We start from the raw sequence: 19,922 nt of genomic DNA on the forward strand, positions 1-19,922 counted from the left end.
CGGTACCTGCCCCCATGTCAGACATCACCCCACAGGCAGGCGCGCCGCCTGCCGACGCTGCAGGTGTTTTGCGCTGCCTACATTTGCATCCATTGGTATCAAACACGGAGACCCATGCGATGCACCACGATTCCGCCGCTTACAACAACCTGTGGACGCTCATCAAGGACATCCGCTTCGGGATGCTGACGCACCGCACAGCCACGGGCATGCTGCACGCCCACCCGCTGACCACGCAGAACAAGCATCTGGATGACAACGCCGAGCTGTACTTCTTCATCTCGCGCTCGGGTGAGCTGTACGAGCGACTGCTGACGGATGGCGAGGTGAACGTGGCTTACGCAGACCCGGGCAAGGACAGCTATGTGTCACTGTCAGGCCAGGCTCGCTTTGTGGAAGACCAGGCCCTGAAGGACGCCCTGTGGTCACCCATGGCGCAGGCGTGGTTTCCAGGCGGGTCTACCGACACCGATCTGGCACTGCTGAGCGTGCGCATTCGCCATGCCGAGTACTGGGATGTGAAGGAAAGCAAGATGATGCAGCTCTTCAAGATGGCCAAGGCCGCTGTGACGGGCCAGCAGCCGCGGGGCATGGGCGAGCACCGCGAGATGACGGTGCCTTGAGTTTTGCGGTCGGTGCAGCCAGGCCTGCCAGCGTGGCCCTGGGCTGCGACAATTCGACGGCTCCCTTGGCCCTCGCCACCCCGCATGCCCTCATCGCCCCCCATCGCCGTCATCGACTTTGAAACCACCGGCATGTCGCCCAGCCAGGGCGCGCGTGCCACCGAGGTGGCCATCGTGCTGCTGGAGGGTGGGCAGGTGGTGGACCGGTTTCAGAGCCTGATGAAAACCGGGGCGTGGATTCCTGCCTTCATCACCGAGCTGACGGGCATTACCAACGCCATGGTGCAGGCAGCGCCCGATGCCGCAACGGTGATGCGCGAAGCTGCCCGGTTTGTGGGCAGCGCCCCCATGGTGGCGCACAACGCGGGCTTTGACAGCAAGTTCTGGCAGGCCGAGCTGGCGCTGGCCGATGTGCCCGCGCCCCATGCCTTTGCCTGCACGGTGCTGCTGTCACGCCGCATCTACCCGGAGGCCCCAACCCACAAGCTGGGACCGCTGGTAGACCACCTGGGCCTGCCGCGCGCAGGCCGCGCCCACCGGGCCCTGGCCGATGCAGAAATGGCCGCCGCCTTGCTGGCGCGCATGCAGCAAGACCTGGCCCGGCAGTGGCATGTGGCGCAGCCGGGCTTTGCGTTGCTGCAGGCCATACAGCGCACCACGCGCAAGGCACTGCCACAGTTGCTGGCCCGCCATGCGCAGGCAGCTCCATCGGTCTCCCGGCAAGGCCACGGCAGTTGTCCACAGCAACTGAGTCTGCTATTGGATTGATAGCTGCTTGCGCTTGTTGAATAAGCGCTGCAGGCGGTTTTGACTGTGATTTCTGCAGGCCCTGTCGGCTGCGCGCGACGGGTGCAAATGGTTACCACGGCCAGCGGGCGTCGTGGCTACGATGCCGCCCGGAGGATCACCCGCACATGACACACACCGCACCGGCAACCCCCTGCCTGGCCCGCCTGCCGCTGAGCGCGGACAGACAGGAGTGCGTGTTGCTGATCGTGCATGCCAACCATGCAGTGATGCCCGAGCCCCCGCTGCAGCATGTGGTGGAGTTTGAGGACGATCGCCACGGCGGATTCATCAGCGCAGCGCAGGCCACCGATGGCCGCTGGGGCTACATCAACGGCGAGGGGCAATGGCTCATCGCCCCCACACTGGACAACGCACGCGGCTTTACCGAAGACGGCCTGGCCCGCTTCTGCCGCGAAGGGCGCTGGGGCTATGTGAACCTGCTGGCCCAAGAGGTGGTGCCACCGCAGTTTGAAGATGCACGCCCCATGCGCAATGGCCTGGCCGGTGTGCGCACCGCGGCCCACACCTGGCGCATTGTGGACAGGCTGGGGCAATTCACCGGCGATGCGCACTTTGCCAGGCTGGACACCTTTGGACCGGTGGGGCTGGCATTGGCAAAGCAAGCACAGCCGCAGGGCACCAGCCGCCACAGCCTGCTGGGGTATGTGGACCACCGCGGCCACTGGATGATTGCGCCGCGCTTTGCGCAGGCCCACCCGTTTGACGAGCAGGCCGTGACGGCCGCGTCGGAAGACGGCGAACGCTGGGGCCTGATCAACCCAGAAGGCGAATGGGTGCTGACGCCCCGGTATGCGCGCATTGATCCGTTCAACAGCGAAGGACTGGCCTTTTTTGCCGGTGATGACGGCGAGCGCGGTTACCTCAACACCCGCGGCAAGGTGGCCGTGCAGGGCGGGCAGCACCTGTCGCACCACATGGTGTGCGGGGTGGTGGCCGACAGCTACAACGGATCCCGGTTTCTGGACAGCCACAGCAGGCATGTGCCGGCCCCTGCGCTGGCCTACGCCACCGACTTTCGCGCCGAAATGGAATGCGCCGTGGCCCGGCTGGCGGAGGAAAGCCCCGCACTGCAGCCTGCCGCTGCGCCATCCACCCATGCGTGGGGCTTGCTGCACACCCAGGGCCGTTTTGTGCCTGCGCCCCAAGGCCTGCTGGAGCCGCTGACCGACCACGAGGGGTGGATTCCGAACACCCAGCCCGACACGGCCCTGGTGCCCTTCATCACCACCGATGGCCAGCTGGCCTGGATGGACCGTGAAGGCCAGGTGGTGTGGCGCGCGCTGTACGGCAACGGACACGTCACGCTGTACGGCAGCCAGGGCCAGACGCTGTGGCACAGCCCTCCCCACCTGCACTGCGAGGCCCCCACGCCCTTCTTTGATGTGCGGCCTGAGCAGCATCTGGAGGGCATGGCATCGCCAGACCACATTCCCGAACTGGCCCGCGCTGTAGTGGCCGAAGCAGAAAGCCGCCTACACCAGCTGGCCCAGGGGCTGGCACCGCAAGAAGGCCAGGTGATTGAAGACACCGATGCGGACCCTTGCTGTGATGTGGAAGAGGGCGACCAGGAGGCGCTGGACCGGTGCCGCGCCACCGCGCTGCGGCGGGTGATGCGCGCCTACATTGGCGAGGCGCACAACGGTGTCTACGAGTTTCTGGGCTCGCAGCACCAGCGCAGCGCCGACGAAAATCGGCAGACCTTGCTGCAGCATCTGGAGGCCGAGTGGGGCCCCGCAGACCCCGACCCCGAACACGCAGCCCCGCCACACTGCCACGGCTTGCCCATGGCGGCGTGGTGGCTGCCACTGCGCCAGCCTCTGCCCCCACAGGCCACCACCAATCCGCAGGTGCATTTGCCCGAAGCCAATGGCCTGTGGCTCAGCCTGTACCCGCACGCAGATACCGGGGATGGCGATGCCTGGTGGGAGCTGTGGCTGATGGCCGCGCCCAGCGTGGACGCATTGCGCGCCGCACAGCTTGCGGCCCGGATCACTGCAGAGGGAGCAGACAGGGGAGAGTCTGTAGCCACAGAAGGCGCCGCACACCACAGCCATCGCTTCAGCCCCACCCATGACAGCGAAGCCGCTGAGCCCCCCGAGCCCCAAACGCGCGAAGAATGGCTGCACGCCGTGCAGCAGCAACCCGATGCCCTGGCGGGCGTCCCTGTGGAGTGGCGGGACGAGGCCATGGTGGACACGGCCCTGCAGCAGGACCCGGCCATGCTCACCGATGTGCCCCCGGCCCTGCAAACACCCCAGAGGCTCGAAGCCCTGGTGCGCAGCAGCGTGCAGCGCGCGGTGCAGATTCCACCCGTCTGCATGACCCGTGATGCCCTGCTGCTGGCCCGCGAACTGTATGCGGGCGACCCCGTATGGGATGCGGTGGACGAGCGCTGCAGCCAGGTGCCCCTGCCCACGGACGCATGGGATGCCGACAGCCTGGATGCCGTGTGGGGCTGCCTGCTGAGCCCCGCGCAGGCAGAACGCGCCGTGCGTGCTGGTGCGCCCCTGAACCGGGTGCCGCACTGGCTGCGCACCCCGGCGGTGGAAGACGCAGCGCTGCAGGCAGACATCTACAACCTGTGCGATATCCCGCCCCAACGCGTGACCCCGGCGCTGGCAGAGCGTGCCGTGCGGCATGACTATGGTCGGCTGATCCGCTACGTGCCCCCGCCGTTGCTGACCCCGGACTTGTGCCTCGCATCAGCCCGCGCCAACGGGCTGTCGCTGCAGGACATTCCGCTGGCCTTGCGTACCGTGCCGGTGTGCGTGGCCGCGCTGGAAGACCGGCCGGACATGTTCCACCTGGTGCCGCAGGACGTGGCCGTGCAGGTGGCCACACAGCTCATCGACAAAGACCTGGCCCGCGCCCGCAGGCAAGGCCCATCAGGCCAGCCACGCCATGGCAGCGCATGGCATGTGCAGCGCGCCTGGGCCCACCTGTGGGAAGGCCAGCCCGCACAGGCGCTGGAGGATGCGCGCTGCGGCCTGCCCCACACACGCTGGCCTGAGCACGCCCACTACGTGCTGGCCAGTGCCTACCGCGCACTGGGGCTGACGCAGCAGGCCGCGCTGGAAGCCTCTACGGTGCTGTCGCTGCAGTCGCCCTACACGCCGCCCTGGACACCTGACGAAGACACCCGCTGGCTGACCGCGCTGGTGCACGCGCAGTTTGCGGACGTGCCCGATGAGCAACTGATTACGCAACTGCAAAGCCACCCCCGCACCCTGGCCCATATTCCGCGTGCACGCATCACCCACGCCATGGTGGACGCCGCACTGCGCGCAGACGAAGCGGCGGTGGCCTTTGTGCCCAAGCGGCTGATGACGCCCGAACGCTATGCGGCAGCCCTGCGCCAGGGCGAGAAGGCGCTGGAGGAGATACCGCACGCCATGCTCAGCGAGGAAGCCTGCATGGACTGGGTGCACGAAGCGGGCTGGCGGCTGGCGCAGGTGCCCCCCGCATGGCGCACCCTGGCGGTATGCGTGCAGGCGGTGCGAGACAGTGCGCAGGCCCTGCAGCATGTGCCAGAAGACTTGCGGGCCCAGGTGGCGCGGTCAGCACGGACAGCGCTGCAAGCCCAGGCAGAGAAGTCGCAGCGGGGCAGGGCCGGGGCCTCGTCGTGGTGGCAGGACAAGGTGCTGCACCACGCATTTGCGGGGCACGCGGGCCCATCGGCATCGCTCGCTGCATCCACCTTGCAGCGGCTGCAAAGCCGCGCATGGTTTACCGCCTGGGCCGTGCACACTGCGCTCGGTGCCCGGCTGCCCGGGCCGCCCACCCTGCCGGGCCTGGCAGGCTGGCTGCAGCAGCGCCCCATGGCAGCACTGGCACTGCACGCGCTGATGAGCCTGCTGGCGCTGGCAGCGCACTCTGTCGTCTCCGTGGCCGCGTGGCGCGCAGAAGGCGCATGGGCAGGCCTCATCACCTTTGCACTGATGGGCTTTGCCGATGCCTATTGGGCTTTGCGGTTTGCGTGGGCTCAGCCAGCGCAGGTCGGGCTGGCACTGGCAGCGGCTTGGGTGGCCGTATACCTGTTTGTGTGGAACCGCGTCTACCAACGGGCCGTGCGTGCCCGGTACGCGCCATAACGCACAACAGCCAACCTACTATCAAATCAATAGCTGGCTGCGCTTTATGGACGGGTGCTGCAGGCCGCAAGCGCTTCAAAATCCGAGCTTTCATGCAAGGCCGTTGTGCGCTGCTGCGAGGGCTGTGCTAGCATTTCAGTCCTATGCAACGCAGCCTGCGCCTATCCCCACTATCGCTAAGCCTACTAGTGCTTGGCCGGGGTCTGCTCGCGTTCGCATACCCGGCTGCCGATCTGCGCAGCCGCTGAACCCACCCGACATCCCCCTGACCCCGGCCCCCACACCAGCCCTTGTGCCAGCGCGCAAGGGGCTGCAGGGGACGTCATCCGTTTTTGTCCTGATGACCTGTGCCGGGGACTGCTGCCCCATACCGCGCCAACACCAGCCCATGCGCGCCTGAGCAGCCCGGCACCACCGATGTGGAGCCTTTCATGATTGCCAAGCCCGCCACCAAGTACCACCCCATGGCCGCCGTTGCCTTGCCCGACCGCCAGTGGCCCAGCCGCACCATCACCCGCGCCCCGCGCTGGCTCTCCACCGATCTGCGCGACGGCAACCAGGCGCTGTTCGAGCCCATGAACGGCGAGCGCAAGATGAAGCTGTTCATGGAGCTGGTGCGCATCGGCTTCAAGGAGATCGAGGTCGGCTTTCCTGCCGCATCGCAGACCGACTTTGACTTTGTGCGCCGCCTCATCGACGAGAACCTCATCCCCGATGACGTGACCATCATGGTCATGACCCAGTCGCGGGAGGACCTGATCGCCCGCACCGTAGAGGCCGTGCAGGGCGCCCCCCGCGCCATCGTGCACCTGTACAACGCCACCGCCCCGGCCTGGCGGCGCATTGTGTTTGGCATGAACGTGTCGCAGATCCTGCAGTTCATCAGCCACCACGTGGGCTACCTCAAGCAGCTCACAGACCAGCAGCCGCAAACGCAGTGGACGCTGCAGTACTCGCCCGAAACCTTCAGCGCCACCGAGCTGCATGTCTCGCTCAAGGCCTGCCAGACGGCCATTGCCGCCTGGGGTGCAGGCACAGGCCGCCCCATCATCATCAACCTGCCCACCACGGTGGAGAACGCCACGCCCAACGTGTTTGCCGACCAGATCGAGTGGATGGACCGCAACCTGAGCCCGCGCGAGCACATCGTGCTGTCGGTCCACACCCACAACGACCGGGGCACCGGCGTAGCCGCCGCCGAGCTGGCCGTGATGGCCGGTGCGCAGCGCGTGGAGGGCTGCCTGTTTGGCAACGGCGAGCGTTGCGGCAACATGGACATCGTGACCATGGCGCTGAACATGTACACGCAGGGCGTGCACCCGCAACTCGATTTCTCCGACATCACCGCGGTGGCCCGTGTGGCCGAGGAATGCACCGGCATCCCCCTGCACCCCCGCCACCCCTACGCAGGCGATCTGGTGTTCACCGCGTTTTCAGGCTCGCACCAGGATGCGATCAAGAAGGGCTTTGCCGCACAAAGCGCAGACGCAGCCTGGGAAGTGCCTTACCTGCCCATCGACCCTGCCGACCTGGGCCGCACCTACGACAGCGTGATCCGCGTCAACAGCCAGTCCGGCAAGGGCGGCATCGCCTTTTTGCTGGAGCGCGAGCACGGCGTGGTGATGCCCCGGCGCATGCAGGTGGAGTTCAGCGCCGTGGTGCAGCGCCACACAGACGCGAGCGAATCCGAAGTGGACGGCGGTGCCTTGTGGGCGCTGTTCCAGCAGACCTACCTGCCCGCTCATCCTTCGGCAACTGGCACCCCCGCACCACTGGTGGTGTGCCACGGCCACCGGCTGGACGAAGACGGCCAGGGCATTGAGCTGGACGTGACCATGGGCGGCACACGGCAAACCCTGCGCGGACAAGGCAACGGCCCCATTGCCGCGGCAGTGGATGCGCTGGGCCTGCCCTTGCGTGTGGACCACTACGAGGAACGCGCCACCGGCACAGGTGCCCATGCGCAGGCCCTGGCCATTGTGGAAGCGGCGATGGAAGGCGCAAGCGGTGCCACCTTCGGCGCAGGCATGAGCCACAACATCGTGACCGCCTCGGTCCAGGCCATCGTGAGCGTAGCCAACCGCCTGGCACAGCGCGCAGGCCTGGCAGGGCAGGGCGTGGATACCCACCGTGCTGAAACAGGCGCTGCAACCGACGCTGCCAGGGTGGCATCCAACGCGTGATGTGTGGGTGGTATCCATCCACTACAAAAACAATAGCTGCTTGCGCTTACCCTATAAGCGCTAGCGGCTATTTCCATCCATAAATTGCTTCACCTGTCCAGCCCATACCCCCACGGTGGCCACAACGGATTGAACCCCATTCAGCGTGCAGCAGCCTGCATCCGTTAACCTTGCGCGCCATGCGAGCACTTCAAGGTTTCATGGTGGTGGCAGCGGCAGCGCTGCTGGTCGGTTGCGGCACGCCGCGCGTGGTGCAGGGCCCCGGCATGGGGGATGGCAGCCAGCCCCCCACCCCGCGCACGGTGCGCTCCACCCTCACGGACGAGCAAGCCCACAGCATTGCCATCCACGCCCTCGGCCTGGTGGGCACACCCTACCGCTATGGTGGCAACACCCCCGATTCGGGCTTTGACTGCAGCGGGCTGATTGGCTACGTGTACCGCCACGAAGTGGGCACACCCCCCCCACGCACCGTGGCCCAGCTCAGCAACTGGGGCCAGCGCATTGACGACAGCGAACTGCGCACCGGCGACCTGGTGGTGTTTGGCCGCGGGCGAGCCCCATCACACGCAGGCATCTACGTGGGCGAAGGCCGCTTTGTGCATGCGCCCTCCACTGGCGGCGAAGTGCGCATGGACCATATCGAGTCGAAATACTGGTCACGCCAGAACCCATCGTTTCGCAGGCCCTGAGCCTGGGGACGTGAAGCAGGGGGGCTGATGGGCACACCCAGGCTGCGGTGACAATATCGCCACCATGACCCACGCACACCGCTCCGCTACCCCCGTATCCACCCACGACACCACGCGCATTGATGACACGCGCATCAAGGCCGTGCGCCCGCTCATCACACCTGCGCTGCTGCAAGAGTGGCTGCCGCCGACCGACGCAGCGCTGTCGCTGGTGGAATCGAGCCGCGCCGCCATCTCGCGCGTGCTGCATGGGCATGACGACCGGCTGATCGTGGTGGTGGGGCCCTGCTCCATTCACGACCATGCCCAGGCCATGGAATATGCCCACGCCCTGAAAGTGCAGGCCGATGCCCTGCAGGACGACCTGCTGGTGGTGATGCGGGTGTACTTTGAAAAGCCCCGCACCACGGTGGGCTGGAAGGGCTACATCAACGACCCGCACCTGGACGGCAGCTTTGCCATCAACGAAGGGCTGGAGCTGGCGCGCAAGCTGCTGCTGGACGTGCTAGCCGCAGGCCTGCCGGTCGGCACCGAGTTTCTGGATTTGCTCTCGCCGCAGTTCATCAGCGACCTGGTGAGCTGGGGCGCGATTGGCGCACGCACCACCGAAAGCCAGAGCCACCGCCAACTGGCCAGCGGCCTGAGCTGCCCCGTAGGCTTCAAGAACGGCACCGACGGCGGCGTGAAGGTGGCGAGCGACGCCATTCAGGCCGCACAGGCATCGCACGCCTTCATGGGCATGACCAAGATGGGCCAGGCCGCGATTTTTGAAACCCGCGGCAACCAGGATTGCCACGTGATTCTGCGCGGAGGCAAGCAGCCCAACTACAGCGCGGCCGATGTGGACGCCGCCTGCGCCATGCTCAAGGCCGCAGGCCTGCGCGAGCAGGTGATGATCGACGTGAGCCACGCCAACAGCAGCAAGCAGCACCAGCGCCAGATCAACGTGGCGCAGGATGTGGCAGGCCAGATTGCAGCGGGAGACCAGCGCATCACCGGTCTGATGATTGAAAGCCACCTGAACGAAGGCCGCCAGGACATCGTGCCCGGCCAGCCCCTACGCCATGGCGTGTCGGTGACCGATGCCTGCATCAGCATGGCCCAGACAGTGCCCGTGCTGCAAGAGCTGGCTGCAGCCGTGCGCGCACGCCGGGCTCTTTACAAATCGGCATAGGCATTTGCACTAACCGTATGGATTGCTGCACCGCAGTGAGCATTTGCTGGGTGTAGCATTGGCCGCGGCTGGCCTTGGGGACGGATTCACAGGGCCAGCTTCCGCCACTTCTTCCCGTTTTTGCACTCCATGCCGGTGACCTCGCATCACAGACATCTGCCAACGCGCCGCAGTTGCCCGCACAGGGGGACGGTGTGAGCGACCCTGTGGCAGAACGGGAGCAGGTCGAGGCGCAGCGGCTCAAGGCGCTGCATTCCTACTCCATTCTGGACACACCCCACGAAGAGTGTTTTGATCAGCTTGCGCTGCTGGCCAGCCGCCTGTGCAACACCCCCATGGCGGTGGTGAACTTTCTGGATGCCGACAGGCAATGGTTCAAGGCCTCGGTCGGCATTCCGGTGCGGCAAACGCAGCGCTCCCTCGCGTTTTGCCACCATGCATTGCGCAGCCCTGGCGAACCCATGGTGGTGGAGGATGCCACCACGCACCCGGTCTTTGCGACCAACCCGATGGTGGTGGGCCCACCGCATGTGCGCTGGTATGCCTGCATTCCGCTGGTCACGGCGGAGGGGCACGCCCTGGGCACGCTGGCCGTGATGGACACGCGCAGCCGCCAGATCACAGACAACGAACTGCAGGCACTGCGCATGCTGGCGCACCAGACCATGGACCAGCTGGAGCTGCGCCGCCAAAGGCATGTGCTGCAGCAGATGCTGAACGAGCGCGAGCAAATGCATGCGGCCTTGCGTTCGCAAACCCGTGTGCTGGAGGCTGCCAGCCGCACAGCGCGGCTGGGCGGCTGGGCGGTAGACCTGCCCGACCAGACCCTGACCCTGTCGCCAGAACTGGCACGGCGGCTGGACTTGCCCGCTGCAGGGGCGCCGCTGGAACAGCTCGTCGCCGTTTTCACCCGCCAGCACAGCGATCGCATACGGGCTGCACTGCAGGCCTGCATGTACCTGGGGCAGCCGCTGGACGAGGTGGCAGAAGTCTCGGCCCCCAGCGGCAAGGTGGCCTGGGTGCGCATTGCCGGGCAGGCCGTGCGCGACGAGCGCGGGCAAACGGTGCGGGTGGAAGGTGCGTTGCAGGACGTGTCCGCACAGCACCAGGCGGAGTTGCAGGCACAGCGCAACGCGCAGCACCATGCCGATCTGCTGCAGGTGCAGCAGCAGATATCGTCGCTGGACATGGCCCTGCCCGATGCGCTGAAACTGGTGGCACTGACAGTGCAGCGCCAGACGGGCGCACGCGGCGCCATGATCGAGCTGCTGGAAGCCGAGCAACTGGTGGCCAAGGCGTCTGTGGGCGATATGGTGCGGCCCGAAGGCAGCCTGCTTTCCGTACACGACAGCTTGTTGTGGCCAGCCTTGCGCCAAGGGCGCACCGTGTGGTGCAACGACACCGAAGCCGCCGGGTGGGACATGGCGTCCATGCCCCATCGCTGGGGCGTGCGCTCGGTCATGGCAGCACCACTGCGGGCCGGAAACCAGATCGTGGGGGCGCTCAAGGTCACATCGGACCAGACCGATGCGTTCTCGCGCTCGGATGTGGACCGGCTGGAGATCCTGACCGAATCGCTGGGCACGACGGTACAGCTGCGCCATGTGGCCAGTCAGCTCCAGGCCTCTGCCCAGCAATACCGGCTGATGTTTGACGAGCACCCGCATCCGATGTGGGTGTACGAGCGGTCCACCTTCAGGCTGCTGGCCGTCAACCAGGCCATGCTGGCGCTGTACGGCTACACCGAGGCCGAGCTGCTGCAGATGAACCTGCTGGACTTGTGGCCCGAGCGCGAGCGAGCCAGGGTGATGGCCTCGGTGCAGACCACCAATCCCCAGCGCCGACTGGTGCCAGTCGTCACACGTCAGGTGCGCAAGGATGGTGGCGTGTTCGAGGTCGAGATCACCGCGGGCAGCATCAGCTTCAACGGGGTGGAAGCCCGGCAGGTCCTGGCGATTGACATCACCGAGCGCCGCCGGGCCGAGCGCGAGATTGCGCGCATGGGCCGGGCCCAGCGGCTGCTCAGTGCGTGCAACGAGACGCTGGTGCGCGCCACCTCGGAAGAAGCACTGCTGCAATCCATCTGCCAGATCGCGGTGGACATTGGAGGCTACCGCATGGGCTGGGTCGGCTTTGCACGGGACGACGCCCAGCGAACCATTGAGCAGATGGCCCACGCGGGGCACAGCCGCGAATATCTGGAAAAACTCCAGGTGAGCTGGGACCCGGACAGCCCCTACGGCCAAGGCCCCGCCGGGCGTGCGGTGCGCAGTGGCGAGCCGGTGATCGTGCAGGACATTCGCCAGAGCCCTGATTTTGGTGACTGGACCCAGCGCATGCTGGACCATGGCTTTCACGGGGTGATCTGCCTGCCGCTGCGCGAGCGGGACCGCACCTTTGGCCTGCTGTACCTGTACGCCCCGGAGATTCTGCACATCAGTAACGAAGAAGCCGAGCTGCTGCAGGAGCTGGCCAACGATCTGGCCTTTGGCATCACCAGCCTGCGGGCGCACCAGGCGCAGCGGCGCATGCTGGAGTCGGTCACCAAGGTGGCGGCGGCCGTGTCGGTCAGCACCGGCACCGAATTTTTTGTGCAGCTGGCCCGCAACATGGCCGAAGCCCTGGGCGCACAGGCCGGCAGCCTGATACGGCTGGCCGCCCCGGAAGCCGGTGGGCAGCCCCGCGCCATCAACATGGGCACGGTGGTGGACGGCGTGGTCCAGCCTGCGTTCGACCTGCCGCTGGAGGGCACGCCCAGCATGCGGCTGCTCACCCAGCGCCAGTACGTGGTGCCCGATCACATGCTGGAGCAGTACCCCGGCTCCCCCCTGGGCAGCGGCATGCAGGCGCGCGCGTTTGCGGGGCAACAGCTGTGCAACATGGATGGGGAGGTGATCGGCGCCATCTTCGTGCTGTTCCGCGAGCCACTGACCGACCTGGACTTTGTCACCTCCACCCTGCAGATCTTCGCGGCACGCGCCTCGGCAGAAATTGAACGCCAGACCGCCGATGCCCGCATCCGGCACCAGGCCTCGCTGCTGGACAAGGCCCAGGATGCCATCCTGGTGCGGGATCTGGACCACCGCATCATCTACTGGAACAAGAGTGCCGAGCGCATGTACGGCTGGACACGCCTGCAGGTGCTGGGCCAGGCGGTGGACACTTTGCTGTACGACGACCCGGCCCCTTTCCTGCGCGCCACCCAGGCCACGGTGGAGCATGGCGAGTGGACGGGCGAGCTGGTGCAAAAGCACCGCGACGGCCGCACCATCGAAGTGGAGGGGCGGTGGACGCTGGTGCGGGGCGACGACGGACGGCCCCAGTCCATCCTCGCCATCAACACCGACATCACCCAGCGCAAGGCCACCGAGCGGGAAATCCAGCGCCTGGCCTTCTACGACCCGCTGACCAGCCTGCCCAACCGCATGCTGCTGATGGACCGCATGCACCACGCGCTGGCCGCCGCACGGCGCCATCAGCAGGGTGGGGCGCTGCTGTTCATCGATCTGGACAACTTCAAACAGCTCAACGACACCCTGGGCCACGACCAGGGCGATCTGCTGCTGCAGCAGGTAGCCACGCGCCTGACGCACTGCGTGCGCAATGTGGACACCGTGGCCCGCCTGGGCGGCGACGAGTTTGTGGTGATGCTGGAAGAACTGAGCCCCAGCGGCGACGACCTAGTGCTGCATGCGCGCAGTGTGGGAGAGAAGATCCTGTCCATGCTATCGGTGCCCTACCCGTTGCAGGGCTACCAGTACCGCAGCACGCCCAGCATCGGCATTGCGCCTTTCACGGGCACGGAATCCACCACCGTGGGCGAATTGCTCAAACAGGCCGACCTGGCCATGTACCAGGCCAAGACGGCAGGGCGCAACACGCTACGCTTTTTTGATCCGCAGATGCAGGCCGTGGTGACAGCCCGCGCCGCGCTGGAAGCCGACCTGCGGGTGGCCCTGGCGCAGGACGAGTTTTTGCTGCATTACCAGCCCCAGATGCGCCAGGCAGACGAGCGCACCGGCAGTGTGGCGGGCGTGGAAGCCCTGCTGCGCTGGAAGCACCCTCGCCGGGGCATGGTGCCGCCGTCCGACTTCATTCCGCTGGCTGAGGAAACCGGCCTCATCCTGCCGCTGGGCCGCTGGGTGCTGCACCACGCCTGCAAGCTGCTGGCCGACTGGCAGGCAGACCCGCTGCGCCGCGACCTGACGATGGCCGTCAACGTCAGCTCCAGCCAGTTCCGCAGCCCCAGCTTTGTAGAAGACGTGGCCCGGGTGCTGGCCATCACCGGGGCGCCTTCGGGCCAGCTCAAGCTGGAGCTGACCGAAAGCGTGCTGGTGGAGGACATGGAGGCCACCATTGCCACCATGACAGCGCTGCGTGCCTACGGCGTGGGGTTCTCGCTGGACGACTTTGGCACCGGCTACTCGTCCCTGAGCTACCTCAAGCGCATGCCGCTGGACCAGCTTAAGATCGACCAGAGCTTTGTGCGCGACCTGCTGACCGACCCGAACGACGCCGCCATTGTGGACACCATCATCGGCCTGTCCCGCAGCCTGGGACTGGAAGTGATTGCCGAGGGGGTGGAAACGGCAGAACAACGCGATCTGCTGGCACACGCAGGCTGCGAGCTGTACCAGGGCTACTTCTTCAGCAAGGCCCTGCCTGCTGAGGAGCTGGACGGCTTTTTGCACAGGATGCTCCCCGCTCCATCCACCCCACCTGAGCGCAAAGCCCATGCGGCCGATGCGCTGCAGCAGCGCTAACCGCCATATCAAGCCACCGGGTTGAAGGTTCGTCCTTGCCCAGGAACGCTTCAGAGCCTCTGTGCGCGGCGTTTCCCTTTTGTGCTCACCCCCCACTACCAACGCCTTTCAAAGCCCTTATCAGGCCTCTTAAGCCGTCTGAAGGGCATTAACTCCTGAGGGCATAGGTCGGCCCAACCGTTTTCCGTGCGGGAGCAGGTTTTGGAGTGTGCTCCAGCCCACATTGCGCTTTTCTGCGATCCGACCCGCTCAACGCGTTTTTGAGTCCCCTTCCTGACCCGCCCCGGATTTCAGGAAGTTGTTCTTCTGTCTTCTCTTTAATTTCCTTATAAAAACATAGTCGTAGTAGTAGAGGCAGCCCTTTTCTGTGGACAAGCGGAATTTTCTCAATGCTGTCAAGCACTTGCATGCTACCAAACCCTGTGTGCCAAGCCCTGTTTGTGCTGTCACGCCAACGGGGACAAAAACGGCAGAACGTGTTTTGGTGTGGATAAGCAGGCACTTGTGCCACAACTATCCCCAGTTTTATGCAGAGCAGCGCATTTCTGCCAAAAATGACCGCTACCGCAAGCGGAATAAGTGCAAGCAGCTCACTTTTTAATAGCAAACAGACGGAACCCAGGGGCATGGGAGTCTGAGCGTGCAGTGGCAACACGCTCAGATGCTCCCCCTGAAAACAGGTCGCAGCCGTGCAGTGCGGGGAAAGAACGCGTTTAAAAAGAGCCTTGCGCAGGACCTGGGGCTCTGTGGAGCCCTTGAACAGGTGCTGAGAGCGTCAGGTCCAACCGCGTACCGGCGGCAGGTCTTTGATGGCATGGAGCCCTGTGCAGAAGTCACGTGAGCTGCGTCCATCCCCTTGGGCTCCCCTTGAAGACTGCCGCTCCCGCTGAGGCATGCGGATCGTGCGGCAGGTAATGGGCGCAACGCGGGCCCATCTGCGCCAGACACCGAAAGCCGTGGCCCGATGCACTCCGATATCCCGAAGCCATGGCTGCAGAGGGCACAGCACATCCAGTTTCCACAAACCTGCGGCGGGGGTGTTCTGGATGTTGATCAGTTGTTCTTTAATAGTATTGTTGAAGAATAGCAGTAGTAATAGAGCAAGCCTGTTTTTGTGGACAACCGTATTTTTCTCAATGTTCACAAGCACTTGCGCGACAAAAAACCATGTGCGCGATTCTGTATGGATCTGCGCGCTGGCAGACAACAACTTTGGCCGATTCCATTTTTCTGTGGATAACGCACCAGTTGCTCTGAAAAAAAGCACAGGGTTATCCACAGAGTCAGGTTTTTGCCATCAAAAAAGCCCGCCGTCCTTGCGGAGGCGGGCTTTAGAGCAGAGATGCAGGCAGTGTGTGGGCTCTGCCTGCTGATATGAAGAAATGAAGAACGCTGGCTGAACCTGCTCTCAGCGGGGTGAACCTTCACCGTCCGGAGTGGGGCGCCCTTGGGGGCCGCCGCGCTTGCCGTGGTCGTGGCCACCAGGGCCACCGTGCATGCCGGGTCTTCCATGCATGCCTGGGCCGCGGGGCATCTCGGCATCAAAGGTCTTTTGTTGCTCCGGGCTCAGGCTGGCGTAGAACTTTTTCACGGCCTCATCCCGGCGGTCGGCCTCGGCGGTGTGCTGGGCACGCAGGGTGCGCATGCGGTCGATGCGCTCAGGGGTGGTGAGTTTGTCCAGTTCCTTGGGGTCGGGGCGCGCAGGGCGGGCAGGGGGCTGCATGGCGGTGGTGAATTCCGTCCAGGCACCTTCCTGTGCGGCAGTGAGCTTGAGCTTTTCCTTCAGCGCAGCCTGGCGCTTGGCCATGTGTTCCTGGTGGCGCTTTTGCATGTCGCCGTCACGGCCATCGCGGGCACCGCGGCCGGGGGCATCGGCGTTGGCTGTGCGGGCAGCGGGCGCTGCGGGAGGAGGTGGGGTCTGGGCCAGGGTGGGCAGGGCCAGGGCGGCCAGTGCAGCCGTAGCCAGAAGGCGGCGGGTAGAGAATGCCTGTGTCATGGTCTCGTTCCTTTCACGGGGAGGGAATCAGTCCACCGCAACGACCGTTGCAGCAGTTGCGTGGCAGTGTGCGCCGCCTGTGTTTCGCGCAGGTGAGTGCGCTTGAAGCCTGTGTAAAGTTGTGCCAACAAGTGGTGCAGCGCGCGCAGCCGCGCTGCTGCCACAGTGAGGTGCAGTAATTGTCAAAAACGCTGCTAGCGCTCACGGATAAAGCGTAAATAGCTATGTTTTTGATAGCTTTACAGGGCGTGGCGTGGATGTTGTCCACAACCTGCTCCACAGCTTTCTCCACAGGGTCGTTGCGCTGTGTTGCAACCCCTGAGCGCTGACGGCCCGGCGCATGCCTTGGCTGCACCGACAATCACCCACCTCAGACACAACGAAACGAAGGATTTCCGTGTTCAAGAACTTGATCGTGTACCGCATTGCTCCTGGCTGGCAGGCTGATTTGACGCAGGTGGAAGAAGCGCTGGCCAAGACGCCTTTCACGGAATGCGGCGCCACCCAGGAAAAGTCGCTGGGCTGGATTGCGCCCCGGGGCGAGGCGCATGGCGCGCTGGTGGAGTCGGTCGGGGGGCAGTGGATCTTGCGCTTCATGGTCGAGACCAAGGTGCTGCCCGGCTCGGTGCTCAACCGCAAGGTCAAGGAAAAAGCCGCCCGCATCGAGCAGGAAACCGGTCGCAAGCCCGGCAAGAAGGAAAGCAAGGAACTCAAGGACGAGGCCAAGCTGGACTTGCTGCCCATGGCTTTCACCAAACAGGGCAGCCTGTGGGTGTGGATTGACACCGATGCGCGCCTGCTGGTGCTGGACACCTCGGCCCAGGGCCGCGCCGACGAGGTGGTGAGCCTGCTGGTGGATTCGCTGCCGGGCCTGTCGGTCTCGCTGCTCAACACCCAGACCAGCCCGCAAGCGGCGATGGCGCACTGGCTCGCCACCCAGGAGCCGCCCGTGGGCTTCAGCATCGACCGCGAGTGCGAGCTCAAGAGCGCCGATGAAGCCAAGGCCGTGGTGCGCTACGCACGCCACCCGCTCGACATTGAAGAAGTGCAGCAGCACATCCAGCAAGGCAAGTTGCCCACCAAGCTGGCGCTGACCTGGGACGACCGCGTCTCCTTCATGCTCACCGAGGGGCTGCAGGTGCGCAAGCTGTCGTTTCTGGACACCGTGTTTGAAGGCACCAAGGCCGACGATGGCGGCTTTGACACCGACGTGGCTATTGCCACGGGCGAGCTGGTCAAGCTGATTCCCGATCTGATCGAAGCCCTGGGCGGCGAGGCAGAAAGCGGCGTGGCCAGTGCGGCTGAGGCCATTGCCGCCGCAGGGCCTGCCAATGCATCCGCAGTGGGCGCGGCGCCAGCGGCCCCGGCCCAGCGTGCCGTGCCTGCCACGCCCGTGCGCAAGTCTGGCGGCGGGGTGGTGACAGGCCCGGCCACTGCGCCTGTGGATACCGATCCCGATTCGGCACCCTTTTGAGCCGTAGCGCTCTGGGCAATGCGTGCATCCGCGCCGGATGCACGCATCGCGTTACTTGCGCAGGTTCAGGCCTTGCACGGCTTCCCGGCCCACGGCGGGGTCGTCGGTAAAAAAGCCATCCACCCCGGCCCGCAGAAAGGTCTGGATCTCGCCCACGCTGTCGCCACGCGCGGTGGGGTCTGTGGCGGGCGACTTTTTGTGCGATGCAGGCAAAAAGGCGTTTTCAGGGCGCAGGGTCCAGATGTGAACCGCCAGGTTCAGGGCGTGGGCCTCTTTCACCAGCGCGGTGGGGGTGCCCAGCACACCGTCCTTGGGGCGGATGACCAAGTCTTTGTGTGCGCCCACCACGTTGGCATAGGTGGCCATTTCCTTCAACCCCTCGGCAGTGGCCATGTCGGCATAGGTGCGGGTGTTGCCTGCTGCCACAAAGTCATAAGGGCGGCCATTGGGTGACAGCAACTGCACCAGGCGCACCGAACTTTGCTGGCGCAGTGCCTTGAGATTGGCCACCTCGAAAGACTGCACATACACCGGCGCGTCTTTGTGGTTCCAGCCGTTTTTCTCCAGCACGGCCAGCAGGGCGGGCTCCAGCGGTTTGCCGATGGACTGGAAGAAGCTGGGGTGCTTGGTCTCGGGGATGACGCCAATGGTGCGCCCCTTGGCTGCTGATTGCGACTTGGCCAGGTCGATCACTTCCTGCAGCGTGGGCACCTCGAACTGCCCGTTGTAGGCCACGTTGGCGGGGCGGATGGCCGGGATGCGCTCGCGCGCACGCAGCGTCTTGAGCTCGGTCAGGGTGAAGTCCTCTACAAACCAGCCGGTGATGGCGGTGCCGTCAATCGTCTTGGTGGTCTTGCGGGCCGCAAACTCGGGCCGGTCCACCACGTCGGTGGTGGCCTCACGCACGCTGCCATCGGGGTTGAGGATGGCGATCGCGTTCTCGTGCCGGGCGACCAGCACCCCGTCCTGCGTGATGACCAGATCCGGCTCGATCAGGTCTGCACCATCGTCAATGGCTTTTTGGTAGGCAGCCAGCGTGTGCTCCGGCCTGAGGGCGGAGGCGCCGCGGTGACCGATCACCGTGGGTGTGGGCGGCCAGGTGGCGGAGTCTGCCGCAGTGGCTGGCAAGACGTAGCAGCCAAGGGCGGCTGCGGCCATCACCAGCGCCATGTGGCGCCGGGCGATGCCGGATGGGGTGGCCCGGTCAAGGGGCTGGGTAGCGCCGTTGTGAAAAGGGCTGCCAACGGGGTGATGAACGGTGTTGCGCATGGTCTCCTCCTCCTGTACATGAGCAAAGCGGTACATGGTGGCACAGGTGGATGAAGCGCTGACGACAGCGTTGCCTATCAATGAAATTGGGCTTTTGCGCCCGTATGCAGAGCGCAGGAAGCTACAAATTCAGTAGCAAGCTAAACCTTGCTCGCTTTTCCTTCATGCGTTGGCTGCAGCCTACCTCCGCTTCCGCTTCCCGCCAGGTCGTCCAGGATGGGGCAGTCGGGCCGGTCGTCGCCGTGGCAGCAGCCCACCAGGGTTTGCAGGGTGCGCTGCATGGCCTGCATTTGTGCGATGCGTTCGGTGAGCTGGGCGATGTGGGTTTGTGCAATGTGCTTGACCTGGGCGCTGGTGCGGCTGCGGTCTTGCCACAGGGCTACCAGGGTGGCGATTTCCTCCATGGAAAAGCCCAGGTCGCGCGCGCGGCGGATGAAGTGCAGGGTGTGCACATCGGCCTCGGTGTACTGGCGGTAGCCGCTGTCGGTGCGCGCCACGGGGGGCAGCAGGCCCAGCGATTCGTAGTGGCGCACCATGCGGGCCGACACGCCAGCGCGGCGCGCGGCCTCGCCAATGGGCACGGGCCAGGCGGACCGCGCCGTGGGGGCCTGCCGTGCGGTGGGGGCTGTCATGCGGCGACTTGGTAGCCTTCTTCGGCAATGGCGGCAGCCAAGGGCTCGCGCGCGGCGGTGGTCTGCACTTGCACCTGGCCGCTGGCGCGGTCGATCTGCACGGTGGCAGCAGGGTCCACCTGCTGGATGGCCTGCGTGACGGCACGTTCGCAGTGGCCGCAGGTCATGCCTTGGACCTGGAAGGTTTGGGTGGTGGGCGCGTTGGACATGGTGTG

The 19,922-nt window shown here is 65.3% G+C and carries 14 protein-coding genes; 8 read left to right on the top strand and 6 right to left on the bottom strand.

All coding sequences use genetic code 11. The annotated features are described in order from the left end of the window. The first annotated feature begins 119 nt into the window (after window positions 1–119). From AACH87_RS00325 to AACH87_RS00335, 3 genes are all read left to right on the top strand, one after another. Window positions 120–623, top strand: coding sequence for a pyridoxamine 5'-phosphate oxidase family protein (locus AACH87_RS00325; protein ID WP_338796705.1), 504 nt, complete (start codon window positions 120–122; stop codon window positions 621–623). Window positions 624–707: 84 nt separating this feature from the next. After that, the gene (locus AACH87_RS00330) at window positions 708–1,391 is read left to right on the top strand and encodes a 3'-5' exonuclease (protein WP_338796706.1); all 684 of its coding nucleotides are present in this window, start codon (window positions 708–710) and stop codon (window positions 1,389–1,391) included. 146 nt (window positions 1,392–1,537) lie between these two features. Then, entirely contained in the window at window positions 1,538–5,524 is a 3,987-nt protein-coding gene (locus AACH87_RS00335; protein WP_338796707.1) for a WG repeat-containing protein, read from the top strand. Between the two features lie 185 nt (window positions 5,525–5,709). On the opposite strand, the gene AACH87_RS00340 is transcribed toward AACH87_RS00335, so the two are convergent. Further along, window positions 5,710–5,850, bottom strand: a complete 141-nt coding sequence (locus AACH87_RS00340) for a hypothetical protein (protein WP_338796708.1) — start codon at window positions 5,848–5,850, stop codon at window positions 5,710–5,712. Window positions 5,851–5,955: 105 nt separating this feature from the next. Between AACH87_RS00340 and leuA the strand changes: the two genes are divergently transcribed. The 4 genes from leuA to AACH87_RS00360 all read left to right on the top strand — a co-directional run bounded on the left by leuA (window position 5,956) and on the right by AACH87_RS00360 (window position 14,336). After that, complete coding sequence (gene leuA / locus AACH87_RS00345) at window positions 5,956–7,707, top strand: 2-isopropylmalate synthase (protein ID WP_338796709.1); 1,752 nt, start codon at window positions 5,956–5,958, stop codon at window positions 7,705–7,707. A 179-nt stretch (window positions 7,708–7,886) separates the two neighbouring features. Then, window positions 7,887–8,399 carry a C40 family peptidase gene (locus AACH87_RS00350; protein WP_338796711.1) on the top strand — a complete coding sequence of 171 codons (513 nt, stop codon included), beginning with the start codon at window positions 7,887–7,889 and terminating at the stop codon, window positions 8,397–8,399. Between the two features lie 64 nt (window positions 8,400–8,463). Next, window positions 8,464–9,573, top strand: coding sequence for a 3-deoxy-7-phosphoheptulonate synthase (locus tag AACH87_RS00355; protein WP_338796712.1), 1,110 nt, complete (start codon window positions 8,464–8,466; stop codon window positions 9,571–9,573). 194 nt (window positions 9,574–9,767) lie between these two features. Further along, a complete protein-coding gene (locus AACH87_RS00360) occupies window positions 9,768–14,336 on the top strand; it encodes an EAL domain-containing protein (RefSeq protein WP_338796714.1) in 4,569 nt (1,522 codons plus the stop codon). Between the two features lie 775 nt (window positions 14,337–15,111). Here AACH87_RS00360 and AACH87_RS00365 read toward each other — a convergent pair. Together AACH87_RS00365 and AACH87_RS00370 are read right to left on the bottom strand one after the other, a co-directional pair. Continuing rightward, complete coding sequence (locus AACH87_RS00365) at window positions 15,112–15,615, bottom strand: hypothetical protein (RefSeq protein WP_338796715.1); 504 nt, start codon at window positions 15,613–15,615, stop codon at window positions 15,112–15,114. 129 nt (window positions 15,616–15,744) lie between these two features. Further along, window positions 15,745–16,332 (bottom strand): Spy/CpxP family protein refolding chaperone, encoded by a 588-nt coding sequence (locus tag AACH87_RS00370; protein ID WP_338796716.1) that lies wholly within the window; start codon window positions 16,330–16,332, stop codon window positions 15,745–15,747. Window positions 16,333–16,729: 397 nt separating this feature from the next. Here AACH87_RS00370 and AACH87_RS00375 point away from each other — a divergent pair, with 397 nt between their 5' ends. Then, a complete protein-coding gene (locus tag AACH87_RS00375) occupies window positions 16,730–17,806 on the top strand; it encodes a recombination-associated protein RdgC (RefSeq protein ID WP_338796717.1) in 1,077 nt (358 codons plus the stop codon). 51 nt (window positions 17,807–17,857) lie between these two features. Here the strand turns inward: AACH87_RS00375 and AACH87_RS00380 are convergent, their stop codons facing one another. The 3 genes from AACH87_RS00380 to AACH87_RS00390 form a co-directional block, all read right to left on the bottom strand. Next, complete coding sequence (locus tag AACH87_RS00380; RefSeq protein ID WP_338799063.1) at window positions 17,858–18,964, bottom strand: glycerophosphodiester phosphodiesterase; 1,107 nt, start codon at window positions 18,962–18,964, stop codon at window positions 17,858–17,860. A 251-nt stretch (window positions 18,965–19,215) separates the two neighbouring features. Continuing rightward, on the bottom strand, window positions 19,216–19,707 hold the full coding sequence (gene cueR / locus AACH87_RS00385; RefSeq protein WP_338796718.1) for a Cu(I)-responsive transcriptional regulator: 492 nt from the start codon (window positions 19,705–19,707) through the stop codon (window positions 19,216–19,218). After that, window positions 19,704–19,916, bottom strand: coding sequence for a cation transporter (locus AACH87_RS00390; protein WP_338796719.1), 213 nt, complete (start codon window positions 19,914–19,916; stop codon window positions 19,704–19,706). The genes cueR and AACH87_RS00390 overlap by 4 nt, the downstream gene beginning before the upstream one ends. Window positions 19,917–19,922: the final 6 nt, after the last annotated feature.

The sequence above is a fragment of the Acidovorax sp. DW039 genome (genome assembly GCF_037101375.1).
Lineage (GTDB): Bacteria > Pseudomonadota > Gammaproteobacteria > Burkholderiales > Burkholderiaceae_C > Acidovorax.

Coding starts and splice junctions, on each gene's coding strand:
- AACH87_RS00380 (WP_338799063.1), bottom strand. CDS start 18,964: ATGGCCGCAGCCGCCCTTGGCTGCTACGTCTTGCCAGCCACTGCGGCA.
- AACH87_RS00370 (WP_338796716.1), bottom strand. CDS start 16,332: ATGACACAGGCATTCTCTACCCGCCGCCTTCTGGCTACGGCTGCACTG.
- AACH87_RS00335 (WP_338796707.1), top strand. CDS start 1,538: ATGACACACACCGCACCGGCAACCCCCTGCCTGGCCCGCCTGCCGCTG.
- AACH87_RS00330 (WP_338796706.1), top strand. CDS start 708: ATGCCCTCATCGCCCCCCATCGCCGTCATCGACTTTGAAACCACCGGC.
- cueR (WP_338796718.1), bottom strand. CDS start 19,707: ATGACAGCCCCCACCGCACGGCAGGCCCCCACGGCGCGGTCCGCCTGG.
- AACH87_RS00325 (WP_338796705.1), top strand. CDS start 120: ATGCACCACGATTCCGCCGCTTACAACAACCTGTGGACGCTCATCAAG.
- leuA (WP_338796709.1), top strand. CDS start 5,956: ATGATTGCCAAGCCCGCCACCAAGTACCACCCCATGGCCGCCGTTGCC.
- AACH87_RS00355 (WP_338796712.1), top strand. CDS start 8,464: ATGACCCACGCACACCGCTCCGCTACCCCCGTATCCACCCACGACACC.
- AACH87_RS00390 (WP_338796719.1), bottom strand. CDS start 19,916: ATGTCCAACGCGCCCACCACCCAAACCTTCCAGGTCCAAGGCATGACC.
- AACH87_RS00350 (WP_338796711.1), top strand. CDS start 7,887: ATGCGAGCACTTCAAGGTTTCATGGTGGTGGCAGCGGCAGCGCTGCTG.
- AACH87_RS00340 (WP_338796708.1), bottom strand. CDS start 5,850: ATGACGTCCCCTGCAGCCCCTTGCGCGCTGGCACAAGGGCTGGTGTGG.